This is a genomic window from Massilia sp. METH4 (genome assembly GCF_037094685.1).
GTDB lineage: Bacteria > Pseudomonadota > Gammaproteobacteria > Burkholderiales > Burkholderiaceae_D > Rugamonas.
The window spans coordinates 117,942-141,231 of sequence record NZ_CP146614.1 but is presented as its reverse complement, the minus strand read 5'-3'; the positions used below and the strand labels follow the sequence as shown (position 1 = coordinate 141,231).

Annotated in this window: 22 protein-coding genes, 1 tRNA gene and 1 pseudogene; 18 read left to right on the top strand and 6 right to left on the bottom strand. The window is 65.7% G+C overall.

The window, feature by feature from the left end:
* Window positions 1-7 precede the first annotated feature (7 nt).
* The 6 genes from V6Z91_RS00665 to V6Z91_RS00640 are packed head-to-tail and all read left to right on the top strand — an operon-like array spanning window position 8 to window position 4,754.
* Window positions 8-1,189: a beta-ketoacyl-ACP synthase gene (locus V6Z91_RS00665; RefSeq protein WP_338772126.1), complete on the top strand. Its 1,182-nt coding sequence runs from the start codon at window positions 8-10 to the stop codon at window positions 1,187-1,189.
* Entirely contained in the window at window positions 1,186-1,650 is a 465-nt protein-coding gene (locus V6Z91_RS00660) for a hotdog family protein (protein WP_338765268.1), read from the top strand. Before V6Z91_RS00665 ends, V6Z91_RS00660 begins: the two co-directional genes overlap by 4 nt.
* On the top strand, window positions 1,647-2,456 hold the full coding sequence (locus V6Z91_RS00655) for a 3-ketoacyl-ACP reductase FabG2 (protein WP_338765266.1): 810 nt from the start codon (window positions 1,647-1,649) through the stop codon (window positions 2,454-2,456). The genes V6Z91_RS00660 and V6Z91_RS00655 overlap by 4 nt, the downstream gene beginning before the upstream one ends.
* Complete coding sequence (locus V6Z91_RS00650) at window positions 2,453-3,682, top strand: beta-ketoacyl-ACP synthase (RefSeq protein WP_338765264.1); 1,230 nt, start codon at window positions 2,453-2,455, stop codon at window positions 3,680-3,682. Before V6Z91_RS00655 ends, V6Z91_RS00650 begins: the two co-directional genes overlap by 4 nt.
* 43 nt (window positions 3,683-3,725) lie before the next feature.
* The gene (locus V6Z91_RS00645; RefSeq protein WP_338765261.1) at window positions 3,726-4,157 is read left to right on the top strand and encodes an excinuclease ATPase subunit; all 432 of its coding nucleotides are present in this window, start codon (window positions 3,726-3,728) and stop codon (window positions 4,155-4,157) included.
* Window positions 4,158-4,754, top strand: a complete 597-nt coding sequence (locus V6Z91_RS00640; protein ID WP_338765258.1) for a 4-phosphopantetheinyl transferase — start codon at window positions 4,158-4,160, stop codon at window positions 4,752-4,754.
* Between the two features lie 169 nt (window positions 4,755-4,923).
* Here V6Z91_RS00640 and V6Z91_RS00635 read toward each other — a convergent pair whose 3' ends face one another.
* Complete coding sequence (locus V6Z91_RS00635; RefSeq protein WP_338765255.1) at window positions 4,924-5,928, bottom strand: polysaccharide deacetylase family protein; 1,005 nt, start codon at window positions 5,926-5,928, stop codon at window positions 4,924-4,926.
* An 80-nt stretch (window positions 5,929-6,008) separates the two neighbouring features.
* Between V6Z91_RS00635 and V6Z91_RS00630 the strand changes: the two genes are divergently transcribed.
* From V6Z91_RS00630 to V6Z91_RS00605, 6 genes are all read left to right on the top strand, one after another.
* Complete coding sequence (locus V6Z91_RS00630) at window positions 6,009-6,731, top strand: class I SAM-dependent methyltransferase (RefSeq protein WP_338765253.1); 723 nt, start codon at window positions 6,009-6,011, stop codon at window positions 6,729-6,731.
* A 110-nt stretch (window positions 6,732-6,841) separates the two neighbouring features.
* On the top strand, window positions 6,842-8,758 hold the full coding sequence (locus tag V6Z91_RS00625) for an MFS transporter (protein WP_338765251.1): 1,917 nt from the start codon (window positions 6,842-6,844) through the stop codon (window positions 8,756-8,758).
* Between the two features lie 107 nt (window positions 8,759-8,865).
* A complete protein-coding gene (locus V6Z91_RS00620) occupies window positions 8,866-9,645 on the top strand; it encodes a hypothetical protein (RefSeq protein WP_338765248.1) in 780 nt (259 codons plus the stop codon).
* A 494-nt stretch (window positions 9,646-10,139) separates the two neighbouring features.
* Complete coding sequence (locus V6Z91_RS00615) at window positions 10,140-11,345, top strand: efflux RND transporter periplasmic adaptor subunit (protein WP_338765245.1); 1,206 nt, start codon at window positions 10,140-10,142, stop codon at window positions 11,343-11,345.
* A 15-nt stretch (window positions 11,346-11,360) separates the two neighbouring features.
* Complete coding sequence (locus V6Z91_RS00610; RefSeq protein WP_338765243.1) at window positions 11,361-14,501, top strand: efflux RND transporter permease subunit; 3,141 nt, start codon at window positions 11,361-11,363, stop codon at window positions 14,499-14,501.
* 13 nt (window positions 14,502-14,514) lie between these two features.
* Entirely contained in the window at window positions 14,515-15,924 is a 1,410-nt protein-coding gene (locus tag V6Z91_RS00605) for an efflux transporter outer membrane subunit (RefSeq protein WP_338765240.1), read from the top strand.
* A 119-nt stretch (window positions 15,925-16,043) separates the two neighbouring features.
* Here V6Z91_RS00605 and V6Z91_RS00600 read toward each other — a convergent pair whose 3' ends face one another.
* Window positions 16,044-16,538 (bottom strand): GNAT family N-acetyltransferase, encoded by a 495-nt coding sequence (locus tag V6Z91_RS00600; protein WP_338765237.1) that lies wholly within the window; start codon window positions 16,536-16,538, stop codon window positions 16,044-16,046.
* A 125-nt stretch (window positions 16,539-16,663) separates the two neighbouring features.
* Here V6Z91_RS00600 and V6Z91_RS00595 point away from each other — a divergent pair, with 125 nt between their 5' ends.
* Both V6Z91_RS00595 and V6Z91_RS00590 read left to right on the top strand, forming a co-directional pair.
* Window positions 16,664-17,275 carry a TetR/AcrR family transcriptional regulator gene (locus V6Z91_RS00595; RefSeq protein ID WP_338765234.1) on the top strand — a complete coding sequence of 204 codons (612 nt, stop codon included), beginning with the start codon at window positions 16,664-16,666 and terminating at the stop codon, window positions 17,273-17,275.
* A 44-nt stretch (window positions 17,276-17,319) separates the two neighbouring features.
* Window positions 17,320-18,028, top strand: a pseudogene (locus V6Z91_RS00590) (fumarylacetoacetate hydrolase family protein).
* On the opposite strand, the gene V6Z91_RS00585 reads toward V6Z91_RS00590, so the two are convergent.
* On the bottom strand, window positions 18,029-18,862 hold the full coding sequence (locus V6Z91_RS00585; RefSeq protein ID WP_338765232.1) for a Sir2 family NAD-dependent protein deacetylase: 834 nt from the start codon (window positions 18,860-18,862) through the stop codon (window positions 18,029-18,031).
* A 125-nt stretch (window positions 18,863-18,987) separates the two neighbouring features.
* Here V6Z91_RS00585 and V6Z91_RS00580 point away from each other — a divergent pair.
* A tRNA-Pro gene (locus V6Z91_RS00580) sits at window positions 18,988-19,064 on the top strand.
* A gap of 491 nt (window positions 19,065-19,555) precedes the next feature.
* Here the strand turns inward: V6Z91_RS00580 and V6Z91_RS00575 are convergent.
* On the bottom strand, window positions 19,556-20,038 hold the full coding sequence (locus tag V6Z91_RS00575) for a PEP-CTERM sorting domain-containing protein (protein ID WP_338765230.1): 483 nt from the start codon (window positions 20,036-20,038) through the stop codon (window positions 19,556-19,558).
* A gap of 461 nt (window positions 20,039-20,499) precedes the next feature.
* On the opposite strand from V6Z91_RS00575, the gene V6Z91_RS00570 reads away from it, so the two are divergent.
* Window positions 20,500-20,844: a DUF6152 family protein gene (locus V6Z91_RS00570; protein WP_338765227.1), complete on the top strand. Its 345-nt coding sequence runs from the start codon at window positions 20,500-20,502 to the stop codon at window positions 20,842-20,844.
* Window positions 20,844-21,338 (top strand): hypothetical protein, encoded by a 495-nt coding sequence (locus tag V6Z91_RS00565; protein ID WP_338765224.1) that lies wholly within the window; start codon window positions 20,844-20,846, stop codon window positions 21,336-21,338. The genes V6Z91_RS00570 and V6Z91_RS00565 overlap by 1 nt, the downstream gene beginning before the upstream one ends.
* On the opposite strand, the gene V6Z91_RS00560 is transcribed toward V6Z91_RS00565, so the two are convergent.
* Window positions 21,329-21,574 carry a hypothetical protein gene (locus tag V6Z91_RS00560; RefSeq protein ID WP_338765221.1) on the bottom strand — a complete coding sequence of 82 codons (246 nt, stop codon included), beginning with the start codon at window positions 21,572-21,574 and terminating at the stop codon, window positions 21,329-21,331. The two genes, V6Z91_RS00565 and V6Z91_RS00560, sit on opposite strands and share 10 nt — an antisense overlap.
* 110 nt (window positions 21,575-21,684) lie before the next feature.
* Window positions 21,685-22,329, bottom strand: a complete 645-nt coding sequence (locus V6Z91_RS00555; RefSeq protein ID WP_338765218.1) for a PEP-CTERM sorting domain-containing protein — start codon at window positions 22,327-22,329, stop codon at window positions 21,685-21,687.
* A 146-nt stretch (window positions 22,330-22,475) separates the two neighbouring features.
* Here V6Z91_RS00555 and V6Z91_RS00550 point away from each other — a divergent pair, with 146 nt between their 5' ends.
* Window positions 22,476-23,213 (top strand): metallophosphoesterase family protein, encoded by a 738-nt coding sequence (locus V6Z91_RS00550; RefSeq protein WP_338765215.1) that lies wholly within the window; start codon window positions 22,476-22,478, stop codon window positions 23,211-23,213.
* Window positions 23,214-23,290 lie beyond the last annotated feature (77 nt).

Genomic DNA, 23,290 nt, shown 5'->3' with positions numbered 1-23,290 from the left:
GAATACGATGAACGTCTACCTGAACGAATGCGGCATCGTCTGCGCCCTGGGCAGCGGCATCGACGAGGTGCGCGCGAACCTGTTCGCCGGGGCCTCCGGCGTGCTGCCCACGACGGGGTGCCTGCCCGGCCGCGAATTGCCGCTGGGGCAGGTGCGCGGCGTGCTGCCGTCGCTGGCGCACCTGCCGCTGGAACGCCGCAGCCGCAACAACGCGCTGGCGCTGGCCGCGCTGGCGCAGATCCGGCCGGCCGTGGACGCGGCGGTGGCGCGCCATGGCGCCGACCGGGTGGGCGTCATCATCGGCACCAGCACCTCCGGCATCGCCGAAACGGAAGCGGCGTTCCTGCACCGCGCCGCGCATGGCGAACTGCCGGAAAGCTTCCATTACGGCCAGCAGGAAATGGGTTCGCCGGCCGCGATGCTGGCCGACGAGCTGGGCATCGCCGGGCCGGCCTACGTGCATTCGAGCGCGTGCTCGTCCAGCGCGAAGGCCATGGCCAGCGCGGCGCGCCTGATCCGCATGGGCCTGTGCGACGCGGTCGTGACCGGCGGCGCCGACTCGCTGTGCGGCTTCACGGTGGCCGGCTTCGCGTCCCTGGAATCGGTCAGCGCGGCGCGCTGCAATCCGATGAGCGCGAACCGCAACGGCATCAATATCGGCGAAGGCGCCGCGCTGTTCCTGCTCACCCGCGAACCGGCGCCCGTGCTGCTGGCCGGCTGGGGGGAATCGTCGGACGGGCACCACATGTCGGCGCCCGACCCGGAAGGCGCCGGCGCGCGGATCGCCATGATCGATGCGCTGCGCCGCGCCGGGCTGCAGCCGGGGGATATCGACTACATCAACATGCACGGCACCGCCACGCCGCAGAACGATGCGATGGAATCGAAGGTGATCGCCGGCCTGTTCGGCTGCGAGGTGCCGGCCAGCTCGACCAAGCCGCTGACGGGCCACACGCTGGGCGCGGCGGCCGCCATCGAGGCGGCGCTGTGCTGGCTGGCGCTGCAGCCGGAGAACGGGCAGGGCGCCTTGCCGCCGCATCTGTACGACGGCGCCGCCGATGCCGCGCTGCCGGCGCTGAACCTGGTGCCCACCGGCGCCACGCTGGGCCGCCCGCTGCGCAACGTGATGAGCAATTCGTTTGCGTTCGGCGGCTCGAACGCGGTACTGGTGCTGGGGAGGGCGCGATGAGCGACACGACATTACCGCCCATCGCGGATCTGTTGCCGCATTCCGGCAAGATGGTGCTGCTCGACGCCGTCGTCAGCGCCGGCGACGACGACCTGTGCGCCGAGGTGACGATCCGGCCAGACAGCATGTTCAGCGACGGCTCCGCCGTCGGCGCCTGGGTCGGCATCGAGTACATGGCGCAAGCCATCGCCGCGCACGCGGGCTGGCTGGCGCTGCGCCGCGGCGATCCCGTCAAGGTGGGCTTCCTGCTGGGATCGCGCAAGTATGAAGCGAAGGTGCCGGCGTTCGCCGCCGGCAGCGTGCTGCGGGTGCATGCGCACCGCGCGCTGCAGGGCGAGAACGGCCTGGGCGCCTTCGAATGCAGGATAGAACAAGGGGGCGGCACGGTGGCCACGGCGACGGTGACGGTGTACCAGCCCGAGAATGTCAATGAGTTTCTTTCAGGTGGAACAGCAGTATGAATGAGTCCAATGGCGCGTCGAACGGCGCAGGCAATGGTGGTGGCAACAGCGGTGGCAACAGCGCCGGCAACAGCGCCGGCAACAGCAAGAGCGTACTCGTGACGGGTTCGTCGCGCGGCATCGGCAAGGCGGTCGCACTGCGCCTGGCGCGCGACGGCTACGATGTGGTGATCCATTGCCGCAGCGGCCGCGCCGAGGCTGAGGCGGTGGCCGCGCAGGTCGCCGACCTGGGGCGCGCTTCCCGTGTCCTGCAATTCGACGTGGGCGACCGGGCTGCGGCGGCGGCTGTGCTGGAGGCCGATATCGCCGAACACGGTTGCTACTACGGCGTGGTGACCAACGCGGGCATCGCGCGCGACAACGCGTTTCCCGCAATGAGCGGCGAAGACTGGGATCTCGTGCTGCGTACCAACCTGGATGGGTTCTACAATGTGCTCAATCCACTGGTGATGCCGATGGTACAGCGGCGCAAGCCGGGCCGCATCGTCACGCTCGCTTCCGTGTCGGGCCTGGTCGGCAACCGCGGCCAGGTGAACTACAGTGCCGCCAAGGCCGGCATCATCGGCGCCACGAAGGCGCTGGCGCTGGAACTGGCCAAGCGCGCCATCACGGTGAACTGCGTGGCCCCAGGCCTGATCGAGACCGACATGACGAGCGAGGTGCCGATGGACGAGGCATTGAAGATGATTCCCGCGCGCCGCGTGGGCAAGCCGCACGAGGTGGCCGCCGCCGTCAGCTTCCTGATGAGCGAGGATGCCGGCTACGTCACCCGGCAGGTCATCTCCGTCAATGGTGGCCTGGCATGAGCCGGCGCGTCGTCGTCACCGGCATGGCCGGGATCAGCCCGATCGGCAACGACTGGGCCAGCGTGCGCCAGCGGCTGGGCGAATACCGCAATGCGGTCCAGCGCATGGAAGAGTGGGCCCACTACGAGGGCTTGAACACGAACCTGGCCGCGCCGGCCGCGCCGTTCGAACTCTCGGCGCGCTACAACCGCAAGACCACGCGCAGCATGGGCCGCGTGGCGCTGATGGCCACGCGCGCCAGCGAACTGGCCCTGCAGGATGCTGGCCTGGAGGGCCATCCGCTGCTCACGTCCGGCCGCATGGGTGTCTCGTTCGGGTCCTCGGCCGGCACGCCCAGCGCCATCGGCGACTTCGGCCGCATGATGGACGAGCGCAGCACGAAGGGCATCAATGCCACCACCTACATCAAGATGATGGCCCACACGGCCCCCGTCAACATCGGCGTGTTCTTCGGCATGACGGGGCGGGTCTACACCACCTCGTCGGCCTGCACTTCGGGCAGCCAGGGCATCGGCTATGCCTACGAGGCGATCAAGAGCGGCGCGCAGACGGCGATGCTGGCCGGCGGCGCCGAGGAACTGGACGCCACCGAGGCGGCCGTGTTCGACACGCTGTTCGCCACCAGCACGCGCAACGACGCGCCGCACACGTCGCCGCGGCCGTTCGACGCCAGCCGCGACGGCCTGGTGATCGGCGAAGGCGCCGGCGCGCTGGTACTGGAAGAGCGCGAGCACGCGCTGGCGCGCGGCGCCACGATCCACGCCGAACTGGTGGGCTTCGGCACCAACAGCGACGGTGTGCACGTGACGCAGCCGAACGCCGACACGATGAAGACGGCCATGCTGCTGGCGCTGGAGGATGCCGGGCTGGCACCCTCCGCCATCGGTTACGTCAATGCGCACGGCACCGGCACGGCGCAGGGCGACGTGGCCGAGTCCCACGCCACGCAACAGGTGTTCGGCGCGGGCGTGCCGATCAGCTCACTGAAGAGCTATATGGGCCACACGCTGGGCGCCTGCGGCGCGCTGGAAGCCTGGATCAGCATCGAGATGATGCGCGAGGGCTGGTTCGCGCCCACGCTGAACCTGGACGGCGTGGACCCGGAATGCGCGGCGCTCGACTACATCGCCGGCGCGGGCCGCGCGCTGCAATGCGAGTATGTGATGTCGAATAACTTCGCGTTCGGCGGCATCAACACTTCGCTCATCTTCAAGCGCGTGTCCTGAAAAATTTACCCACCACAGCAAAGGAAGAAAAATGAAAAAAACGATGTTGACGTTGGTCCTGGCAGCCTCCGCTGCCGCTTCGCTGCCGGCCGCCGCCGCGGACCGCCAGATGATGATGCCGATCGAAGGCGCCTTCAATGTGAACGACGCCAAGGGCCGCCTGGGCGACGACGTGAAGTTCTTCTTTGGCGACCAGAAGACGCCGAAGGTGCTGTCCAAGATCACGTCCGACAGCACGAGCCAGAAGACCAACAGCGTGGGCAAGTCGCCGGAAGAGGCGTGCAACTGGGCCTTCCTGTCCGCCATGCTGGCATTGAAGAAGAAGGCCGAGTCGGTGGGCGCCAACGGCGTGATCAACATCGTGAGCAACTACAAGCACAAGGAAATGTCGAGCCAGACCGAATTCGAATGCCATGACGGCAATATCGTCAGCGGCGTGGCCTTGAAGGCGGACTTCGTCAAGCTCGCCGAGTAAGTGGACCATGCCGCCGGCGTGTGGCTGGCCGCGATCGACAGCCTCGACGATGCGCGCATTGCGCGCTACGAAGGCTGGCTGAGCGCCACCGAGCGGGCGCGCTCCTTCACGCGGCCGGCGCGCCGGCGGCAGTTCATCGCTGCTCGCGCGCTGCTGCGGATCGCCATCGGCGAAGTGCTTGGCGCGGCGCCGTCCGAGGTGGAGCTGGGCGGGCAGTCCGGGCGAGCGCCATGGCTGATCGCGCCGGCCGTGCCGATGCCCGGCCTGTCGGTGTCGCACAGCGGGCACTGGGTGGCTTGCGCGGTCAGTACGACGACGGCGCTGGGACTGGATATCGAAGTCGAGGATGCCGGGCGGGATGTCGGTGCGCTCGCGGAGCATGCGTTCGATGCCGAGACGTGTGCGCGGCTGGCGGCGCTGCCGGCCCGCGAGCGGGTCGCGGCGTTCTATCGGGAATGGAGCGGGCAGGAGGCGCGGATCAAGCTGGGCGCGCAGGCGGGTGCGTGTTACGCATTGCCGCACGCCGGGCTGGCGGTGGAGGTGTGCAGTGCTGACGAACTGAGCGCCGTGCCTCGGCTGGCGGTGGTGTCGCTGTAGCGAATCTGGGCCGGCGGCACTCGCGGGTTGGTGTCTGACACTATTTTCGCAAGCGAAAATAGTGTCAGACACCGGTTTTCTCGTGAGGCTTCCATGGACGGACGCGAACACCGGTGTCGTACACCTTTTCCGTGCCGGAAAAGGTGTACGACACCAGGGCCGGGGAACGCTACTGCCACAACCAGTTCCAGAACCCCGGCAATTTCGGATGCTCCGCCGCGCTCTTCACGGTACTGGCCAATGCCGCCCGCTCGAGCGCGTCGTGCTCGTCGTAGAAGGGATTGTCGGCCACCGGCATGTCGAGTTCGCGGGCGACGTCGAGCAGGATCCGCAGGTAGACCTCGAGATTGCGCGCCGTGTAGCTGTTCACGTCGTGGAAGGTGACGACGACGGGGGTGTTCCCGTCGACCGTGTGCATGGCGCCGGCCGCCCAGCGGGCCCGCGTTTCCGTGAGCATCTTGAGCATGTTGGAACGCTTGTGCCAGTTGAAGTTGACGCCCCAGATCTTGCCGTCGTTGGCGTTCAGGTCCGTCAGCAGCATGTGCAAGCCATGGCGGTGATAGCCTTCCAGCGTGGCGGCGTCGTAGGCCCAGAAAGGGGGACGCACGAGGACCGGTGCCACGCCGGTCAGCGTGCGCAGGTCGTCCACGCCGCGCCGCAGCGATTCGTCGAGCTCCTCGGCGGCCATGAAGCGGTGGTTCGCGTGCGTGGCGGTGGCCGAATGCAGCGCAACGACGTGGCCGGCTTCGTGCTCGCGCCGGATCAGCGCACGGCCCACGCGGGTGCCGCCGCCGCGCCAGTGGCGCGTCTGGGTGAAGAACACCGCCTTGATGCCGTCCTGCACGCCGTTCCGGGCGAGGGTGTCGAGGATGCGCACCGTGGGGTTGTCGCCGGCCGAGGCGCTGGGGCCGTCGTCAAAGGTGAGCAGGAAGCGGATCGGCGCCGGAACGGAAGGCGCCGCCGCCGGGGGCGAAATTGAAGCCGGCGCGGACGGCGCGGAAACAAAAGCTGGCGCGGCCGGCGCGAGAGAGGAAGCTGGCGCAGCCGGCGCGGGAGTGGCAGCCGGCGCGGCCGGCGCCAGTGGAACAGGTGCCGGCGCGGCGCCGTCGGGAGCGGCATGCGCGAGGTGCGCGGCGGCGGCAAGGGTGAAAGACAGCAGCAGGCGGTACGACACGTTTGAGGCTCCCGATGAAAACGGGCAGCATTATAGATTGGCAACGCGGGCAGGCCCGCACCAAAGTTGAGGGAAATTGTATGAATATTCAGTCACACCGCCTGCAGCCGCCGGCCGATCCGCATGTGCCGGAAACGGAATTCGGCAAATGGTTCCTGCGCACCGAAACGTGGACCGTGCACGTGCTGGAGCGCGCACTCGACGACCTCGAGCGCCTGATGCCGGCGGGCCCCAGGAGCTACGAGGTGGTCGCCGACGTCGGCTGCGGCTACGGGCGCTCGCTGCCCCGGCTGCACGCGCGCTTCGCGCCCCGCCGGCTGATCGGCATGGATATCGACCCCGAGATGATCGAGGCTTCCGGCAAGGAGGTGGCGCAGCATGGCGTTCCGGCCGAATTCGTTTGCTGCTCCAGCTCGAACATCGCCCTGCCGGATGCGTCGGTGGACCTGCTGTTCTGCCACCAGACGTTCCACCACCTGATCGACCAGGAGCGGGCCATCGCCGAATTCTTCCGCGTGCTCAAGCCCGGCGGCGTGCTGCTGTTCGCGGAATCGACGCGGCGCTACATCCACTCGTGGATCATCCGCCTGCTGTTCCGCCACCCGATGGACGTGCAGAAGACGGCGCCCGAATATCTCGCCATGGTGCGCGACGCCGGCTTCCACGTGCCGGACAGCGCGGTATCCTACCCGTTCCTGTGGTGGAGTCGCGAAGACCTGGGCCTGCTGGAGCGGGTTTTCAAGATCAAGCCCCCGGCGGTGCGCGAGGAAACGCTGATCAACCTGGTGGCGAGGAAGCCTTGACCCCCTGTCGCGACCATGCGCAGGCTTGCAGTCCGGGAGGCGGGCACGGGTTGTCGGTGCTCCGGTTGTGCTGTATTTTGTGCATCTCATTTCATTCTTAACGCGTGCCCATGAGCCAGTCGCATCACGCCCAATCGAGCCATGTCAGCCAGTTCAAGCTGCTGGCGCAGCGCCGTTTCGCGCCCTTCTTCTGGACCCAGTTCCTGGGTGCCTTCAACGACAACCTGTTCAAGACGGCGCTGATCGTCGTGCTCACGTTCGACGCGGCCAGCTGGACGACGCTGTCGCCGTCGATGGTGACGAACCTGATTCCGGGTCTCTTCATCCTGCCGTACGTGCTGTTCTCGGCCACGTCCGGCCAGATCGCCGAGAAGTTCGAGAAATCGGCGCTGGTGCGCTTCGTCAAGTGGGCCGAGATCGCCATCATGGGCATTGCCGCCCTCGGATGGATGACGCATACCTTGTGGCTGCTGGTGCTGGCCGTGTTCGCGATGGGCACGCACTCCACGCTGTTCGGGCCGGTGAAGTACTCGTACATGCCGCAACAGCTCAAGGCCGAGGAGCTCACCGGCGGCAACGGCATGGTGGAGATGGGTACCTTCGTGGGCATCCTGCTCGGGCAGGTGTTCGGTGACGTGCTGGTGATGCACGGCGGGATGGGCATCCCCGTGGTGGCCGCGGGCACCGTGGGCTTCGCGGTACTGGGCCTGCTGGCGAGCTACCAGATTCCCGTCACGCCGGCCAGCGCGCCCGACCTGCGGATCTCCTGGAATCCGCTCATGGAAACGGTGCGCAACCTGAAGTACTCGTCCGGCAATCGTACCGTGTTCCTGTCGATGCTGGGCAATTCCTGGTTCTGGTTCTATGGCGCGATGGTGCTGGCCCAGTTCCCCGTGTACGCGATGAACGACCTGAAGGGCGACCACAGCGTGTTCGTGCTGCTGCTCACGGTGTTCTCGCTGGGCATCGGCGTGGGCTCCCTGCTGTGCGAGAAGCTATCGGGCCGCAAGGTGGAGATCGGCCTGGTGCCGTTCGGGTCGATCGGCCTGACCCTGTTCGGCATCGACCTGTATTTCGCCAGCCGTGGTTACGGCGCTCCCGCTGCCGGTACCGTGGATGCGCTGGGCATGCTGGCGCAGCCGGGCAGCTGGCGCATCCTGTTCGACGTGGTGATGATCGGCGTGTTCGGCGGCTTCTTCATCGTGCCGTTGTTCGCGCTGATCCAGCTGCGTTGCGATCCCAGGCACCTGTCCCGCACGATCGCCGGGATGAATATCCTGAACGCGCTGTTCATGGTGGCCGCGGCCGGCGTGGCGATCCTGCTGCTGGGGCAGGGCCTCACGATTCCCGAACTGTTCCTCGCCACTGCGATCATGAACGGCCTGGTGGCCGTGTACATCTTCTCGCTGGTGCCGGAATTCCTGATGCGCTTCCTGGCCTGGCTGCTGATCCACACGGTGCACAAGGTGAAGGTGATCGAGCCTGGCCGCATCCCGGAGGAAGGCGCGGCGGTCCTCGTCTGCAACCATGTCAGTTACGTGGATGCGGTCGTGATCATGGCCGCCAGCCCGCGCCCGATCCGCTTCGTGATGGACCATCGCATCTTCAAGACGCCCGTGCTGGGCTGGATCTTCCGTACCGGGAAGGCGATTCCGATCGCCCCGGCCAAGGAAGACCCGTGGCTGCTGGAAAAGGCCTACGTGGACATCGCCCATGCATTGCACGAAGGTGAACTGGTATGCATCTTCCCCGAGGGGCGCCTGACGACGACTGGCGAGATAAACGAATTCAAGGGCGGGATCGCCAAGATTGTGGAGCGCTCGCACGTGCCGGTAATCCCGATGGCACTGCGCGGCCTGTGGGGCCACCTGCTCTCGCGCAGCAAGGACAATGTGTTCGAACGCGCGTTCCGCAAGGGCTTGCGTTCGCGCCTGGCGCTGGCGGTGGGCCAGCCGGTGGCGCCGCATGCGGCCACGCCGGAGCGCTTGCAGCAGGAAGTGCTGGCGCTGCGTGGCGAATGGAAGTAGGGCGGAGATAGGCAAAATACAACTAGTTACAATAAGCTCACACGAGTTGCATTTTGTTTCTTAAAATGGCCGCTTTCGTTCCCACGTAAAGAGAAGAGACCATTACGATGATCCGTACCTGGAAAGCCGCTTTGTCGGTAGCGACCCTGGCCTTGCTGGCCGCCTGTGGCGGCGATGACGACGATCCGGCGGGCACCTCGACGGGCACCGGCGGCACGACCGCCTACTCCGTGCTGCTGACGCAGGATTTCAGGGCCGAGACGGGCGGCTGGACCGGCGAGTCGAGCGACTACACGGCTGCCACAGCACCGACCGACGTCGTCTTCGAACTGCGCGATATCTACCGCATCAACAACGTCGAGAACGCGGCCTACAAGGACACCAAGGCGTACTACGTCAGCGGCACCAACCGCAGCGACGATCTGCTGCTGTATGTGAAAAAGCAGGTCACGGGCCTGGTGGCCAATACGGAATACACCTTCACCGTGGCGTCGCTGAACCTGCTGTCCAACGCGCCGTCCGGCTGCGCGGGAGCCGGCGGCGCGCCCGGCGAATCCGTGCACGTGATCGCCGCAGCTTCGGCGACCGAGCCGAAAGCCGTCACCACGAATGGCGAAACGCGCCTGAACATCGACCGCGGCAACCAGGCCACGGCGGGTGCCGCTTCGGTGGTGCTGGGCGATATCGCCAACGGCCTGCAGTGCCAGGGTGATCGGAAATACGCTTCGAAACTGATTCGCGGCGGCACCGGCGTCAAGGTCAAGACCGATGGAGAAGGCAAGGCGTGGGTATTGCTGGGCATCGATTCCGGCTTCGAGGGCACGACCAGCATTTATCTGCAGAACGTGACGATGACGTTCGTGCCGGTGACGACCACGGCGACCTGAGCGGCAACAGCTGAACACGGAGCCTCCCCGCCGCATGGCCGGGAGGCTTTTTCTTTCGCGCTGTTCGCCGTACAGCACCTTTTCTTTGACGATGTTCTGCGCGCAGCGCCTTTCCCTTGCGCTGCTGCCAGTGCCGGGGGCTTCATCCGAATCCTGGCGCGCCGCTCGGGAATCCGGGCGACACTCGCGGGCACCTGCAGGCCGACAGCGCTTGGCGGTACCGCTGCGGCAACAGGCAATACTGTTGCTTCGTTACTTTAATCGTTGCCCATATACAACTTGTGCGCAACAACGCCTGGCAGGGAGGCGCTTCATGGCTCGCCCTCCCGCCAGCTCGACTATAGTCAATGCGCCGCTTCTTCATGCGGCATCCTTTGTGATAGCGCTCCCGTAGATACATGACTCTAAAGTCAGTTAATGCACGGGTTTCCGATTTGTATTAGAATGATCGTTCATTCTATTGCGCGCTACCCCTTACAACAGAAAGACCAGGTATGGAACACACGCTCTCCCGCCCGCCGCTGCGTTCGGCCGGCATTCTTTTCCTCGCATGCGCGGCGGCGCTGACCGCCGGCTGCGACTCCAACAAGCAACAGGCCGGCGCGCCGGCCGGCAAGATGCCGCCGCCGCAGGTGGCCGTGTACACGATCCAGCCGCAGGCGCTGCCGGTCGTCACCGAGCTGCCGGGCCGTACGTCGGCCTACCAGATCGCCGAGGTGCGCCCGCAGGTCGCCGGCATCGTGCAGAAACGCCTGTTCACCGAGGGCGCCGACGTGAAGGCGGGCACCCAGCTGTACCAGATCGACCCGGCCACTTACCAGGCCGCGTTCAACAGTGCGAAAGCCGCGCTGGCGCGCGCCGAGGCGAACCTGCTGACGGCTGGCCCGAAAGTGAAGCGCTACAAGGAGCTGGTGGAGATCGAAGGCGTGAGCCGCCAGGACTATGACGATGCGGTTGCCGCCGAAGCGCAGGCACGCGCCGACGTGGAATCGGCCAAGGCCCAGCTGCAGACCGCGCGCATCAACCTCGATTACACCAAGGTGCACGCGCCGATCTCCGGCCGCATCAGCCGCTCGAACGTGACGCCTGGCGCGCTGGTGACCGCCGGCCAGGAAACGGCACTGACGACCGTGCAGCAGCTCGATCCGATCTATGTCGACGTCACGCAGTCTTCCGAAGAACTGCTGCGCCTGAAGAAATCGCTGGAGAGCGGCGGCGTGAAGAAGGCGGAAGGCAAGGTCACGCTGAAGCTGGCCGACGGCACCACCTACGCCCAGGAAGGCAAGCTGCAGTTCGCCGACGCGGCCGTGGATCCGGGCACGGGCAACGTCACGCTGCGCGCACTGTTCCCGAATCCGAAACATGACCTGCTGCCGGGCATGTTCGTGCGAGCCATCGTGGAAAACGGCGTGAACGAGCAGGCCATCGCCGTGCCGCAGCAGGGCGTGACGCGCAACCAGAAAGGCGAAGCCACCACGCTGGTGCTGAACCAGCAGGGCATCGTGGAGCAGCGCGTGATCGCCACCACCGGCACGCTGGGCGACAAGTGGCTGGTGAAATCCGGCCTGAATGCCGGCGACCGCGTGATCGTCGAAGGCATCCAGAAGGTGAAGCCGGGCGCGCCCGCAACCGTGGCACAGAACGCAGCACCTGCCGCCGCCAATACGGCAGCCGCCAAGCCCGCTGCCGCCGCTCACTAAGCAGGAGTCCATTCCATGGCAAGATTTTTCATCGATCGCCCCATCTTCGCGTGGGTGATCGCCATCGTCATCATGCTCGGCGGCGCGCTCGCGATCTGGAGCCTGCCGATCGCGCAGTACCCCAGCATCGCCCCGCCTTCGATCTCGATCACCGGTTCGTATCCGGGCGCTTCCGCGAAGACCGTGGAAGACGCCGTCACGCAGGTCATCGAACAGAAGATGAAGGGCATCGACGGGCTGCGCTACATGAGCTCGTCCTCCGACTCGACCGGCGGCATCAACATCACGCTCACGTTCAAGAGCGGCACCAACCCCGACATCGCGCAGGTGCAGGTGCAGAACAAGCTGCAGCTGGCCACGCCGCTGCTGCCGACCGCCGTCACGCAACAGGGCCTGGTGGTGTCGAAAGCCACCAAGAACTTCCTGCTGGTGATCGGCTTCGTGTCGGAAGACGGCAGCATGAACAACGCCGACCTGGGCGATTACGTGGCGGCCAACGTGCTCGACCCGCTGTCGCGCGTGGAAGGCGTGGGCGACGTCACGCTGTTCGGTTCCCAGTACGCGATGCGCATCTGGCTCGACCCGACCAAGCTCACGAGCTATCAACTCACCCCGGCGGACGTGATCACGGCCGTGCAGGCGCAGAACGCCGAAGTCTCGGCCGGTGAACTGGGCGGCGCGCCCGCCGTGCCGGGCCAGCAGCTGAACGCCACCGTGACGGCGCAAAGCCGCCTGCAGACTGCCGAGCAGTTCGGCGCCATCCTGCTCAAGACCGAAGCCAACGGCGCCACCGTGCACCTGCGCGACGTGGCGAAGATGGAACTGGGCCGCGAGAACTACGCCACCGTGGCGCGTTTCAACGGCAAGCCGGCCACCGGTATCGCCCTGAAGCTGGCCACCGGCGCCAACGCGCTGGACACCGCCGAGCTGGTGAAAGCCCGCGTCGACGAGATGAGCAAGCTGTTCCCGAAAGGCATGAAGGCCGTGGTGGCCTTCGACACCACGCCGTTCGTCGAACTGTCCATCGAGGAAGTGGTGAAGACGCTGGCCGAGGCCATCGTGCTGGTGTTCCTCGTGATGTACCTGTTCCTGCAGAACTTCCGCGCCACGCTGATCCCGACGATGGCGGTGCCGGTCGTGCTGCTGGGTACCTTCGCCGTGCTGTCGTCGCTGGGTTATTCGATCAACACGCTGACGATGTTCGCCATGGTCCTGGCCATTGGCCTCCTGGTCGACGATGCGATCGTGGTGGTGGAAAACGTCGAGCGCGTGATGACGGAAGAGGGCTTGTCGCCGAAGGAAGCGACCAAGAAATCGATGGGCCAGATCTCCGGCGCCCTGGTCGGTATCGCCATGGTGCTGTCCGCCGTGTTCGTGCCGATGGCGTTCTTCGGCGGCTCCACCGGCGTGATCTACCGCCAGTTCTCGATCACGATCGTGTCGGCCATGGTGCTGTCCGTGCTGGTGGCGATGATCTTCACGCCGGCGCTGTGCGCGACCATCCTGAAACCGGTCGAGAAAGGCCACCACCTGACCAACCGCGGCTTCTTCGGCTGGTTCAACCGCACGTTCGAGAAGAGCACCGACAAGTACCAGGGCGTGGTGGCCGGCATGATCCGCCGCCGCGCGCCGTCGATGCTCATGTATGCCGTGCTGCTGGCCGTGCTGGCCGTGGTGTTCATGCGCCTCCCGACTTCCTTCCTGCCGGAAGAAGACCAGGGCGTGCTGTTCTCGCAGATCCAGCTGCCGACCGGCGCCACCCAGGAACGCACGCTGAAGACCATCGAGAAGGTCGAGAATTATTTCCTTGAGCAGGAAAAGGCCAACGTGGCTTCCGTGTTCGCCGTGGCCGGCTTCTCGTTCGGCGGCAATGGCCAGAACACCGGTATCGCCTTCGTGCGGATGAAGGACTGGTCCGAGCGCCAGGGCGCCGAGAACAAGGTCGGTGCCATCGCCGGCCGCGCCATGGGCGCGCTGATGCAGCTGCGCGATTCGATGGTGTTCGCGTTCGCTCCGCCGGCCGTGCTCGAGCTGGGTAACGCCTCGGGCTTCGACCTGCAGCTGCAGGACGTGGGCGGCGTAGGCCACCAGGCGCTGATGGCCGCGCGCAACCAGCTGCTCGGCATGGCCGCGCAGAACAAGATGCTGGCGGGCGTGCGCCCGAACGGCCAGGAAGACACGCCGCAGTACAAGGTGACGATCGACCAGCAGAAGGCGACCGCGCTGGGCCTGACCGTGGCCGACGTGAACAAGGTGCTGTCGGTGGGCTGGGGTTCCTCGTACGTGAACGACTTCGTCGACCGCGGCCGCGTGAAGAAGGTGTTCATGCAGGGCCAGGCCGACTCGCGCATGGTGCCCGAAGACCTCAACAAATGGTTCGTGCGCAACAGCGCCGGCGAGATGGTGCCGTTCTCCGCCTTCGCCAGCGGCGAGTGGATCTACGCATCGCCGCGCCTGGAGCGCTACAACGGCCTGTCGTCGGTGAACATCCAGGGCAGCCCGGCACCGGGTGTGAGCTCGGGCGCCGCCATGGCCGAAGTGGAAAAGATGATCGCGCAACTGCCGCCGGGCATCGGCTTCGAATGGACCGGCCTGTCGGTGGAAGAACGCGAATCCGGTTCGCAGACGCCGATGCTGTATACGATCTCGATCCTCATCGTGTTCCTGTGCCTGGCCGCGCTGTATGAAAGCTGGTCGGTGCCGTTCTCCGTGCTGCTGGTGATCCCGCTGGGCATCATCGGTACCGTGATCGCGACGTGGGGCTTCCACCTGGCGAACGACGTGTACTTCCAGGTCGGCCTGCTGACCGTGGTGGGCCTGTCGGCGAAGAACGCGATCCTGATCGTGGAATTCGCCAAGGAACTGCAGGAATCGGGCCGCGACCTGCGCGAAGCGACACTGGAAGCCGTGAAGCTGCGCCTGCGCCCGATCCTGATGACGTCGATCGCCTTTGGCCTGGGCGTGCTGCCGCTGGCCTTGGCGAGCGGCGCCGGGTCCGGCAGCCAGAACGCCATCGGCGTGGGCGTGCTGGGCGGGATGTTGACGGCCACGTTCCTCGGCATCTTCTTCGTGCCGGTGTTCTTCGTGCTGGTGCGCAGCTGGTTCGCCCCGAAGGGCGAGAAGCACGCGCAGGCGGCCGCTGGCAGCAACGTATAAGAGAGTGAGAAATATGAGCAAGACATTGATTACCCTGGCCGTGACGGCACTGCTGGCCGGTTGCAGCCTGGCGCCCGTGTATGAGCGCCCGGCAGCGCCGGTGACGCCGAGCTGGCCGCAGGGCGACGCATACAAGCCGGCCGCCGCGCCGGCCGACGCCAAACAGGCCTACGACATCGGCTGGCGCGAGTTCATCGCCAACGAGCAGCTGGAACAGCTGGTTGCGCTGGCGTTGGAGAACAACCGCGACCTGCGCGTGTCGATCCTCAATATCGAGGCCGCGCGCGCCCAGTACGGCGTGACCCGCGCCGAGCGCGTGCCTGGCGTGAACGCCTCGGTGGGGCAGACGGCCCAGCGCGTGCCGTCCAATTCCTCGGCCACCGGCGAAGGCTATATCACGCGCCAGTACACGGCGGGCCTGGGCATCCCGGCCTTCGAACTGGACTTCTTCGGCCGGGTGAAGAACCTGTCCGAAGCAGCGCTGCAACAGTACCTGGGCACCGAAGAGGCCCGCCGCTCTCAGCAGATCAGCCTGGTGGCTGAAGTGGCCAACGCCTGGCTGACGCTGGCGGCGGACCAGGAGCGCCTGCGCCTGGCGCAGGACACGCTGAAGAGCCAGCAGATCACCTTCGAGCTCAGCAAGCGCCGCTTCGAGGCGGGCGCCACGTCGGGCCTGGACATGTACGAGGCGCAAACCAGCGTGGAAACGGCGCGCAGCGACGTGGCCGTGTACACGGCGCAGGTGGCGGCCGACCAGAACGCGCTGGCGCTGCTGGCCGGCGCCCCGGTGCCTGCCGAGCTGCTGCCGCAAGGGTCGCTGGAATCGGTGACTCAGCTGGCTCAGCTGCCGGAAGGCGTGCCGTCCGAAGTGCTGGCTCGCCGGCCGGACGTGCTGTCCGCCGAGCGCACGCTGCAGGCGCAAAATGCCAATATCGGCGTGGCCCGTGCCGCGTTCTTCCCACGCATCTCGCTGACGGCGTCGGCCGGCGCGGCGAGCGGCGACCTGTCGAACCTGTTCAAGGCCGGCGCGGGTACGTGGTCGTTCATTCCGCAGCTGACCCTGCCGATCTTCGCGGGCGGCGCAAACCAGGCCAACCTGGACCTGGCCAAGGCCAACCGCGACATCGCCGTGGCGCAGTATGAAAAGGCCATCCAGTCGGCATTCCGCGAAGTGGCGGACGCGCTGGCCCAGCGCGGCACGCTCGATGAGCGCGTGGCTTCGCAGGCCGCACTGGTGGAGGCTTCGGGCAAGAGCTACCGCATCCACGAGCAGCGCTACCAGAAAGGCGCGGAGTCATACCTGAACGCGCTGGTATCGCAGCGCACGCTGTATGGGGCGCAGCAGAGCCTCATCAGTGCAAGGCTCGCGCAGGCGAGCAACCAGGTGACGCTCTACAAAGTGCTGGGTGGGGGCTGGCAGTAAACGCCGGCGAGCCCGTCAACACTGTAGAGGTTGACGGCCTTGATCTGGTGTCAGACACCCTGCAAGGGTGTCTGACACCGGTTTTCAAAACCGGCAGTCCGAACGGCTGAGTAGCCGGGTCAAGTCAACAACGGCGGCGTCCACTCCATACACAGAAACAGCCCATTCGCTCCGTTGAGCGTAAAGCCGCAGCGCTGGAACAAGCGCTGCGCGCGGGTGCCGGGCAGCACGTCCAGCCGCACGGGCACGCGCATGCGCACACCCTGGGCTTGCAGGCTGCGCAGCAGCCCGAGGCCGATGCCGCGGCTGCGGCATTCCGGGAGCAGGCTGATGTCGAGGATGCGGATTTCGTCGGAGCCGTAATTGACGTGCAGGGCGCCGATGGGGCGCTCGCGCTCGACGATGACGGCGGCGTCGGCATAGGGGTAGAGCGCGTGCAGCTGCGTCTGGCGCGCGCGGCATTGCAGGGCCATCAGCAGCGCCTCCGTGTGCGCATCGCAGGCGCCCATCCGCTGGTCGGCGGTGCGGGTGCTCGCGTAGAGCTGCTCCATGAAGGCCTGGTCGGCGGCTTCCGCCGGCCGCATTTCGATCGTGCGGGAGGTCCTGGTAGACATGGTCGTCCTTGCGCAAGTAGCGGTCGTAGAAAATGATAGCATCCGTGCGCACGCACGGGCGATCCGTTTGACAAACCCGGGGTGGCCAGCCGCCAGCGCAGCCGCCAGCACCCCTGAAAGGCAGTATGAGCAATACCGAAAAACGCCATCACGATCCGGAAAAGGCGCGCCACCGGCGCCGCCAGGTGCTCGATGCTGCGGCCGCGTGCTTTGGCCGCAGCGGCTTCCATGGTGCGAGCATGGCCGAGATCTCGAAGGCGGCCGGGATGAGCGCCGGCCATATCTATAACTATTTCGACAGCAAGGATGCGATCATTGCCGCGTTCGTCGAGGAAAACGTGGAGCGCGTGTCCGCGCTGATGCGCGACCTGGAATTGAAGGACGATCCGCTGCAGGCGCTGCTGGACGAAGTGCCGCGCAGCGTGCGTGACGACCTCGATCCGCAGACCTGGATCCTGCCGCTGGAAATCACGGCCGAAGCGTCGCGCAACCCGAAGATCGCGGCGGTGGCGCGCGACGCGGACCGCCGCACGCGCGAACAGTTCCGCAAGATCCTGAAGGCGGGGCGGATGAAACACGGCCTGCCGGTCGACGACGCCGTGCTGGAAGCGCGCATGAACGTTATCATCACGATGTTCCAGGGGCTGCCCGTGCGCGCCGTGCACAACCCGGAAATGAATGCGGAAATGCTGATCGACTCGTTCCGCATGGCGTTGCGGCCCCTGTTGTTCAGCTGACTTCCAGGCAATCGAGCATCTAACAGAGGATCAACCGGAGCACCATGACCAACTACGTCTTCCCGCCGCACCAGGCGGCCGCGCTGGCGATTGCCGGCAGCGACGCCCGCTTCCCCGTCCGCCGCGTCTACTGCGTAGGCCGCAACTATGCCGGCCATGCACGCGAAATGGGTTCCGACCCGAACCGCGAACCGCCGTTCTTCTTCACCAAGCCGGGCGATGCGAACGCCGTCGTGGCGGTGGCGCCGGGCACCACGGCCGAGCTGCCGTTCCCGCCGCTCACGAGCGATTTTCACCATGAATGCGAACTGGTGGTCGCGATCGGCAAGGGGGGGCACGAACATTGCCGTGGAAGACGCGGCATCGCATGTCTTCGGCTATGCAGTCGGCTTCGACATGACGCGCCGCGACCTGCAAGCCAAGATGAAGGAAGCGGGCCGTCCCTGGGAAATCGGCAAGGCGTTCGATTTTTCGGCGCCGGTCGGCACCGTGCATCCCGCCGCCGGCGTGCCCGCCATCGGGCAGGCGGCGATCACCCTGCAAGTGGACGACGTAACGAAACAGTCGGGCCACGTCGCCGACATGATCTGGTCGATCCCCGAAACGATCGCCAATCTCTCCACCTATTTCACGCTGCAGCCGGGCGACCTGATTTTCACGGGCACGCCCGAGGGCGTGGGCGCCGTGCAACGCGGCCAGGTGCTGGCGGGCCATGTCGATGGCCTGACCGATATCGCCGTCCGCTACGTGTGATCACAGGCGCGCGGCGATGGCCGACAGGCCGTCGAGCGCGCCGCTCGCCAGTCCCACGTCATGCCGCGTGGGCACTTCCGGCTCGCGCGGATTGATCCGCACGAGCCGGCCGCCGCGCCGGATCACCTGGTGGCTGAAGTGCCGCACCGAGGGAATCGCCGTGCCGGCGCCCAGCTCGATGACCACCGGCCGCTCCACCCCGTCCAGCCAGCGCTCCAGGCGCGCCCCCTGCCGCGCGCTGCGCCGCTCGATCCAGCCCCAGTCGCCGAACATCAGTATGTTAGGCCGCGCCAGGCCGCCGCAGTGCGGGCAGCGCGGCGCCGCGTTCGCGAGCCGGCAAGCCCGTTCATCGACCGACGGCGCAAAATCGTCCGCCGGCCAGATCGCGTCGCCGCACGGTTCCAGGCATTGCAGGTGGTGGATCGAACCGTGGCATTCGTGGATGCGCTTCGGGTCGAAGCCGGCCTTCTGGAACTGGCCGTCCACATTGCTGGTAAAGACGTGGCAGCCATGCGGCATGCGTTCCCCCCAGCGCTTCAGCAGCGCGAAGCCCGCGTGGGGAATCGTGTTCCGGTAGAGGGCCAGGCGGTGGCCGTAGAAACCCCAGGCCAGGCCGGGGTTCTCATGGAACGTGGCAGGGGAGGCGGCGCTGGCGAAATCGATGCGCGCTGCGCCGAGGGCCGGGTAGGCGCGCCAGAAGCCTTCGTTGCCGCGAAAATCCGGCAAGCCGGAATCGACGCCCATGCCGGCGCCGGCGGCCACGACCAGGCCGTCGGCCTGGCGGATCAGTTCCGCCGCGCGGTCGAGCAGGATAGGGTCGATTGGGTCCGTCATGCCCGCAATTCTAGCGCCGTCCATGATTCCGGCGGCGGAGCGGCACTGCTGCGGACAGGCAAGCCTTCTCACGTGCAAAATGGCATGGCAAAAACTCAACCTGGCTGCTATAATGCGCCACTCGTCGGGGCGTAGCGCAGCCTGGTAGCGTACCTGCATGGGGTGCAGGGGGTCGGAGGTTCGAATCCTCTCGCCCCGACCAGTAGATTCAATGACATACGGCATTTGCTGTACATAACCCACCACTGTATATTAGACAGTTGTCTAATTTTCGGATGGTGGGTTTGTCATTTCTGGCCTCCCGAAATGTAGTCGTCTAGCCTCGGCACTCCTCAGGTGCCGAGATCCCGGCAAGCACTGTCACACTTGGTAAGCTAGCGATGCGCGTCATCAATGTTGAATCGCCACCGGCGACATGGCATCGCTGAAGCGGTGCCGTCGTTTCGGATCGTAGAACATCTCGATATAGTCGAAGATGTCTTGGCATCGTCTCAGTAACGTAGATGGGCGGCGAACGCGCTCCACTACGAGCGTCGGGTATCCGATTGTGCCAGAGGTGGCTGGCGACATTCTCAGCCTCGCCGCAGATACAGGACGAGTCGTGCGGAAGTACCAGCGCTTGGTCGGGCGATTCGAAGCCTGCCGAGCGCTGAATAACGAGCCGCATCTGGCGCAGGTGGCCGAAGAGTGAGATTACCCTTTTCGCCAGCGCGCTGCGCAGCTAATAAGGCCTAGGCCGCCCAGCAGCATGGCGTACGTGCTGGGCTCGGGCACAGCAGAGGAAATGTCGAATGTTGTGGCATCCACAAAACTGTATGTGTAACCGTCCCCTAAATTCGCAGGGTACATCGTTATAGAATGTTCTGGCCAGAAGGAATACTCATAGAGCGGATAGCCACCCGTTGTGATTTGATACGCAGCGCTGAAAGTCAGAGGGCCGCCTATCTGGTAGCTGAACGCTGAAAACTTGCAATCGGTGGGGCCAATGCCGTCGACACCCGCCGGAGGGCAGCCAACGACGAAGTCGGGCGGGAATGGCGTGTCAACAATCAAGCTCGAAATTTCATCCAGCATAATGAAGCCGTCACTATTGGTATCTTCGCCCCGGAAGGTACCGCCGAACGTGACATTAGGATGCCAAACTGCAACGTCGCCCCACGCGCCAAGATATTCCATGAACCCAGTCCATCGGAATGTGTAAATTCGTTCGCTTGCATGTGTGGCACCCATACTCGCGAACAAGCAGCCCGACAAAACAAGTTGCCTTAGCATATACCCTCCACTGTATCGATGGTCGGCCTCGCAGTGCACCATGTGTGACGCGCTGCTACGATCAACATACACCTGCGTGGTCGCGAGGTGGCTCGACCGGAAAATATTCATGCGCCTATGTGCACGAACAGCCCACCGTTGTGGCAGGACCAAGTCACGATATCTCCTCCGATATGCTGTAGTTACGCACAGTATTCCCTCAATGCAACATGAACGGCAGTACCGCGACAGTTCATCCAGGGAATGGCAAGCGCGTTGAAACGCGCGGCCGCTCGTTCGCACCTCACCTGCGGCGCCGTAAGGGCGCGCTTGCGTTTCTCACGCGTTCGTTTACAGTTCGGCCATACGCACAGCTGGAGAGACCCATGAAGCGATCCCTCGCCGTTGCCCTGGCCCTCGGCGCCGCCGCCACTGCTTTTGCCCACCATGGCTGGAGCGAATACGACGCCGACAAACCCCTCACCCTCACCGGCACCATCACCGAAAGCGGCTACTCGCAGCCGCACGGCCACGTCGCGCTGAAAACGGCGGACAAGACCTGGCACGTGGTCCTGGCGCCGCCGTCGCGCATGGAAAGCCGCGGCTTGCCGAAGGAAGCGCTTGCCGCGGGCGGGCAGGCCACCGTGGTCGGCTACCCGCACCGCAGCAAGGGTGACGAACTGCGCGCCGAGCGCATCACCATCAGGGACAAGACGACCGAGCTGCGCTGATGGCGGGCGGTGCGCTCGCCACCTGGGCAGCCTGGCTGGCCGCCACGCCCGTGGCGGCGGCAATGCGCGACGGCGTGTGGCTGTATCCGATCGTCGAAACGGTCCACATCGCCGGCTTCGCGGTGCTCGTGGGTGCCGTAGCGATGTTCGACCTGCGCGTGCTGGGTTGTGCGCGCAACCTCCCTGTACGCGGACTGGGCGCGCACCTGCTGCCGTGGGCGGTGGCAAGTCTGCTGCTGGTGGTGCCGGCCGGCCTGCTGATGTTCGCCACCCAGCCCGCCGATTTCATCGACAACCCCACCTTCCGGCTGAAGCTGGCGCTGATCGCGCTGGCGGGCGTAAACGCGCTGGCCTTTCACCTTGGCGTCTATCGCCGGGTGGCTGCGTGGGACGTGGCAACGCCTGCGCCGGCGGGCGCAAAGGCGCACGCGGCACTGTCGCTGCTGCTGTGGTTCGGCGTGATCGCCTGCGGCCGGCTGCTGGCCTATACCTGAGCGTTTCCCTGCCCGGAGCCGGCCAGCTTCGCGTCGACATATTCGCGCGCAATGGCGGCGGCGCCTTGCTCGGCGGCGGCAAGGCTGCCGAACCGCTGCTCGGCAGTGAAGCGGTCGCGCCAGGTGTCGACGTGCCCGGTGACATTGATGGTGCAGTGCCACGCGTGATCGTGCACGGCGGCCGTGTCCTCATAGGCCTCGATGCGGATCGTGTAACCCCGGTATTCGAATTCCATCGCCAGTTCCTCGTGAATGATGGGCTACTGTAGCATCGCGAGCGGGCGGACGCCGCCCGCTTATCTGCTCCGCCCTTGTTCTTCACATGGCACGAACCCGTGGGGTATCGTCAGGCGGTGTTGCGGCGCCTTGCCGCAAAGCCCAGCGCCGCCAGGCCGGCGAGCAGCATGGCATAGGTTCCGGGTTCGGGTACCGGGCTGACGGTCATGCCCAGGCTGGAAGTACGCAAGATGACGCCGTTGTCCTGTGAGCCCAGGCTGTCCCACATGGTGATCTTCGATTCTCCGACGCGCGGCCCGGTGTAGGAGACCGACATCGGGGCGGTCGGTAGAGCGAATGGCAACACCTGGGCGGGGAAGGCCAGGCTGACGTCGATGGAGCGCCCGGTCGCCTCGCTCCAGAATGTCGGCGACACCACTGTTGGCGATTGGGCCTGGTCCCACGTCGCGCGATACATCGATACGCCGGTGTACTGATACAGCTCGTCCAGGTAGAGGCGGTTGCCGATAGTGATCTTGAGTTCCCCGGACAGGGCGGGAGCCGAGGTGCCGCTCGGACGAATCTGGTCCGTGTCGTACACCGCGCTCCACTCGACATGGAACGGCGTGTCCGCTCCCTGCCAGCCGAATTCGACGGAGTCCAGGGAATTGAATAAGGTACCCGTGGCCGTCACGGTCATTTTCAGGTTTTCCGCCATGGCAGCCGGCAACACAGCCGTGAATGCGAGGGCGATCAGCGCGTTTTTATAGCTCATTTGTTTTCCGGAAGGGGGGAGGAATGATCGAGGTAGCTCAGCCGACAGATGATACGGAAGAGTTAGTTGGTTGTAAATAAACTAACATTTTGCAAGTTAGCGGGAGACGATCAAAATAGCGGAAGGTCCAACAAAAGGGGAATGGGATGAAGATCGCGGCAATCTCGGATATCCATGGCAACCTCGGCGCACTGGAGGCGGTGCTGGCCGATATCGAACGGCGCGGCGCGACCGTGACAGTGAACCTGGGCGACATCGTCTCCGGCCCGCTGCAGCCGCGCGAGACGGCCGAACGGCTGATGGCACTGGACATGCCCACCATCGCGGGCAACCATGAGCGGCAAGTGCTGATGCACGTGCCGGAAAAGATGGGGACGTCCGACCGTTACGCGCATGAGCAGATCACCGAGGTGCAGCGGGCCTGGCTGCATTCGCTGCCGGCCACGCTGAAGCTGACGGACGATGTGCTGCTGGTGCATGGCACACCCTCGTCGGACCTGGTCTACTGGACCGAAACGGTCACCGAGGCCGGCATGCGCCGCGCCACCCACGACGAAGTGCTGGAACGCGCCGGGGATGCACTGGCCTCGCTGATCCTGTGTGGCCACACGCACGTGCCGCGCAGCATGCTGCTGGACGACGGGCGCCTCATTGTCAATCCCGGCAGCGTGGGGCTGCAGGCGTTCAATCACGACCAACCCTTACCGCACCAGTCGCAGAACTTCACGCCACAGGCGAAATACGCCATCGTCGAGCGCACGGCCGCCGGCTGGCTCGTCGAGCACATCGCCGTGCCGTACGACTACGAATTCGCGGCGCAGCTGGCCGAGGGCAACGGCCGGCCCGATTGGGGGCACGCGCTGCGCACGGGGCGCATGCCGTAGCCGGACGCCGGGTCCTTCATGGTCTTCGCCGAGCTGCCGCGCCGCGCATCGCGAGGGCAAGCATGGCGGCACGCAGG

What these genes read in the sequence shown, in the direction of transcription:
- V6Z91_RS00665 (WP_338772126.1), top strand. Translation starts at nt 8, where the DNA reads ATGAACGTCTACCTGAACGAATGCGGCATCGTCTGCGCCCTGGGCAGC.
- V6Z91_RS00660 (WP_338765268.1), top strand. Translation starts at nt 1,186, where the DNA reads ATGAGCGACACGACATTACCGCCCATCGCGGATCTGTTGCCGCATTCC.
- V6Z91_RS00655 (WP_338765266.1), top strand. Translation starts at nt 1,647, where the DNA reads ATGAATGAGTCCAATGGCGCGTCGAACGGCGCAGGCAATGGTGGTGGC.
- V6Z91_RS00650 (WP_338765264.1), top strand. Translation starts at nt 2,453, where the DNA reads ATGAGCCGGCGCGTCGTCGTCACCGGCATGGCCGGGATCAGCCCGATC.
- V6Z91_RS00645 (WP_338765261.1), top strand. Translation starts at nt 3,726, where the DNA reads ATGTTGACGTTGGTCCTGGCAGCCTCCGCTGCCGCTTCGCTGCCGGCC.
- V6Z91_RS00630 (WP_338765253.1), top strand. Translation starts at nt 6,009, where the DNA reads ATGAATATTCAGTCACACCGCCTGCAGCCGCCGGCCGATCCGCATGTG.
- V6Z91_RS00625 (WP_338765251.1), top strand. Translation starts at nt 6,842, where the DNA reads ATGAGCCAGTCGCATCACGCCCAATCGAGCCATGTCAGCCAGTTCAAG.
- V6Z91_RS00620 (WP_338765248.1), top strand. Translation starts at nt 8,866, where the DNA reads ATGATCCGTACCTGGAAAGCCGCTTTGTCGGTAGCGACCCTGGCCTTG.
- V6Z91_RS00615 (WP_338765245.1), top strand. Translation starts at nt 10,140, where the DNA reads ATGGAACACACGCTCTCCCGCCCGCCGCTGCGTTCGGCCGGCATTCTT.
- V6Z91_RS00610 (WP_338765243.1), top strand. Translation starts at nt 11,361, where the DNA reads ATGGCAAGATTTTTCATCGATCGCCCCATCTTCGCGTGGGTGATCGCC.
- V6Z91_RS00605 (WP_338765240.1), top strand. Translation starts at nt 14,515, where the DNA reads ATGAGCAAGACATTGATTACCCTGGCCGTGACGGCACTGCTGGCCGGT.
- V6Z91_RS00600 (WP_338765237.1), bottom strand. Translation starts at nt 16,538, where the DNA reads ATGTCTACCAGGACCTCCCGCACGATCGAAATGCGGCCGGCGGAAGCC.
- V6Z91_RS00595 (WP_338765234.1), top strand. Translation starts at nt 16,664, where the DNA reads ATGAGCAATACCGAAAAACGCCATCACGATCCGGAAAAGGCGCGCCAC.
- V6Z91_RS00585 (WP_338765232.1), bottom strand. Translation starts at nt 18,862, where the DNA reads ATGACGGACCCAATCGACCCTATCCTGCTCGACCGCGCGGCGGAACTG.
- V6Z91_RS00575 (WP_338765230.1), bottom strand. Translation starts at nt 20,038, where the DNA reads ATGGAATATCTTGGCGCGTGGGGCGACGTTGCAGTTTGGCATCCTAAT.
- V6Z91_RS00570 (WP_338765227.1), top strand. Translation starts at nt 20,500, where the DNA reads ATGAAGCGATCCCTCGCCGTTGCCCTGGCCCTCGGCGCCGCCGCCACT.
- V6Z91_RS00565 (WP_338765224.1), top strand. Translation starts at nt 20,844, where the DNA reads ATGGCGGGCGGTGCGCTCGCCACCTGGGCAGCCTGGCTGGCCGCCACG.
- V6Z91_RS00560 (WP_338765221.1), bottom strand. Translation starts at nt 21,574, where the DNA reads ATGGAATTCGAATACCGGGGTTACACGATCCGCATCGAGGCCTATGAG.
- V6Z91_RS00555 (WP_338765218.1), bottom strand. Translation starts at nt 22,329, where the DNA reads ATGAGCTATAAAAACGCGCTGATCGCCCTCGCATTCACGGCTGTGTTG.
- V6Z91_RS00550 (WP_338765215.1), top strand. Translation starts at nt 22,476, where the DNA reads ATGAAGATCGCGGCAATCTCGGATATCCATGGCAACCTCGGCGCACTG.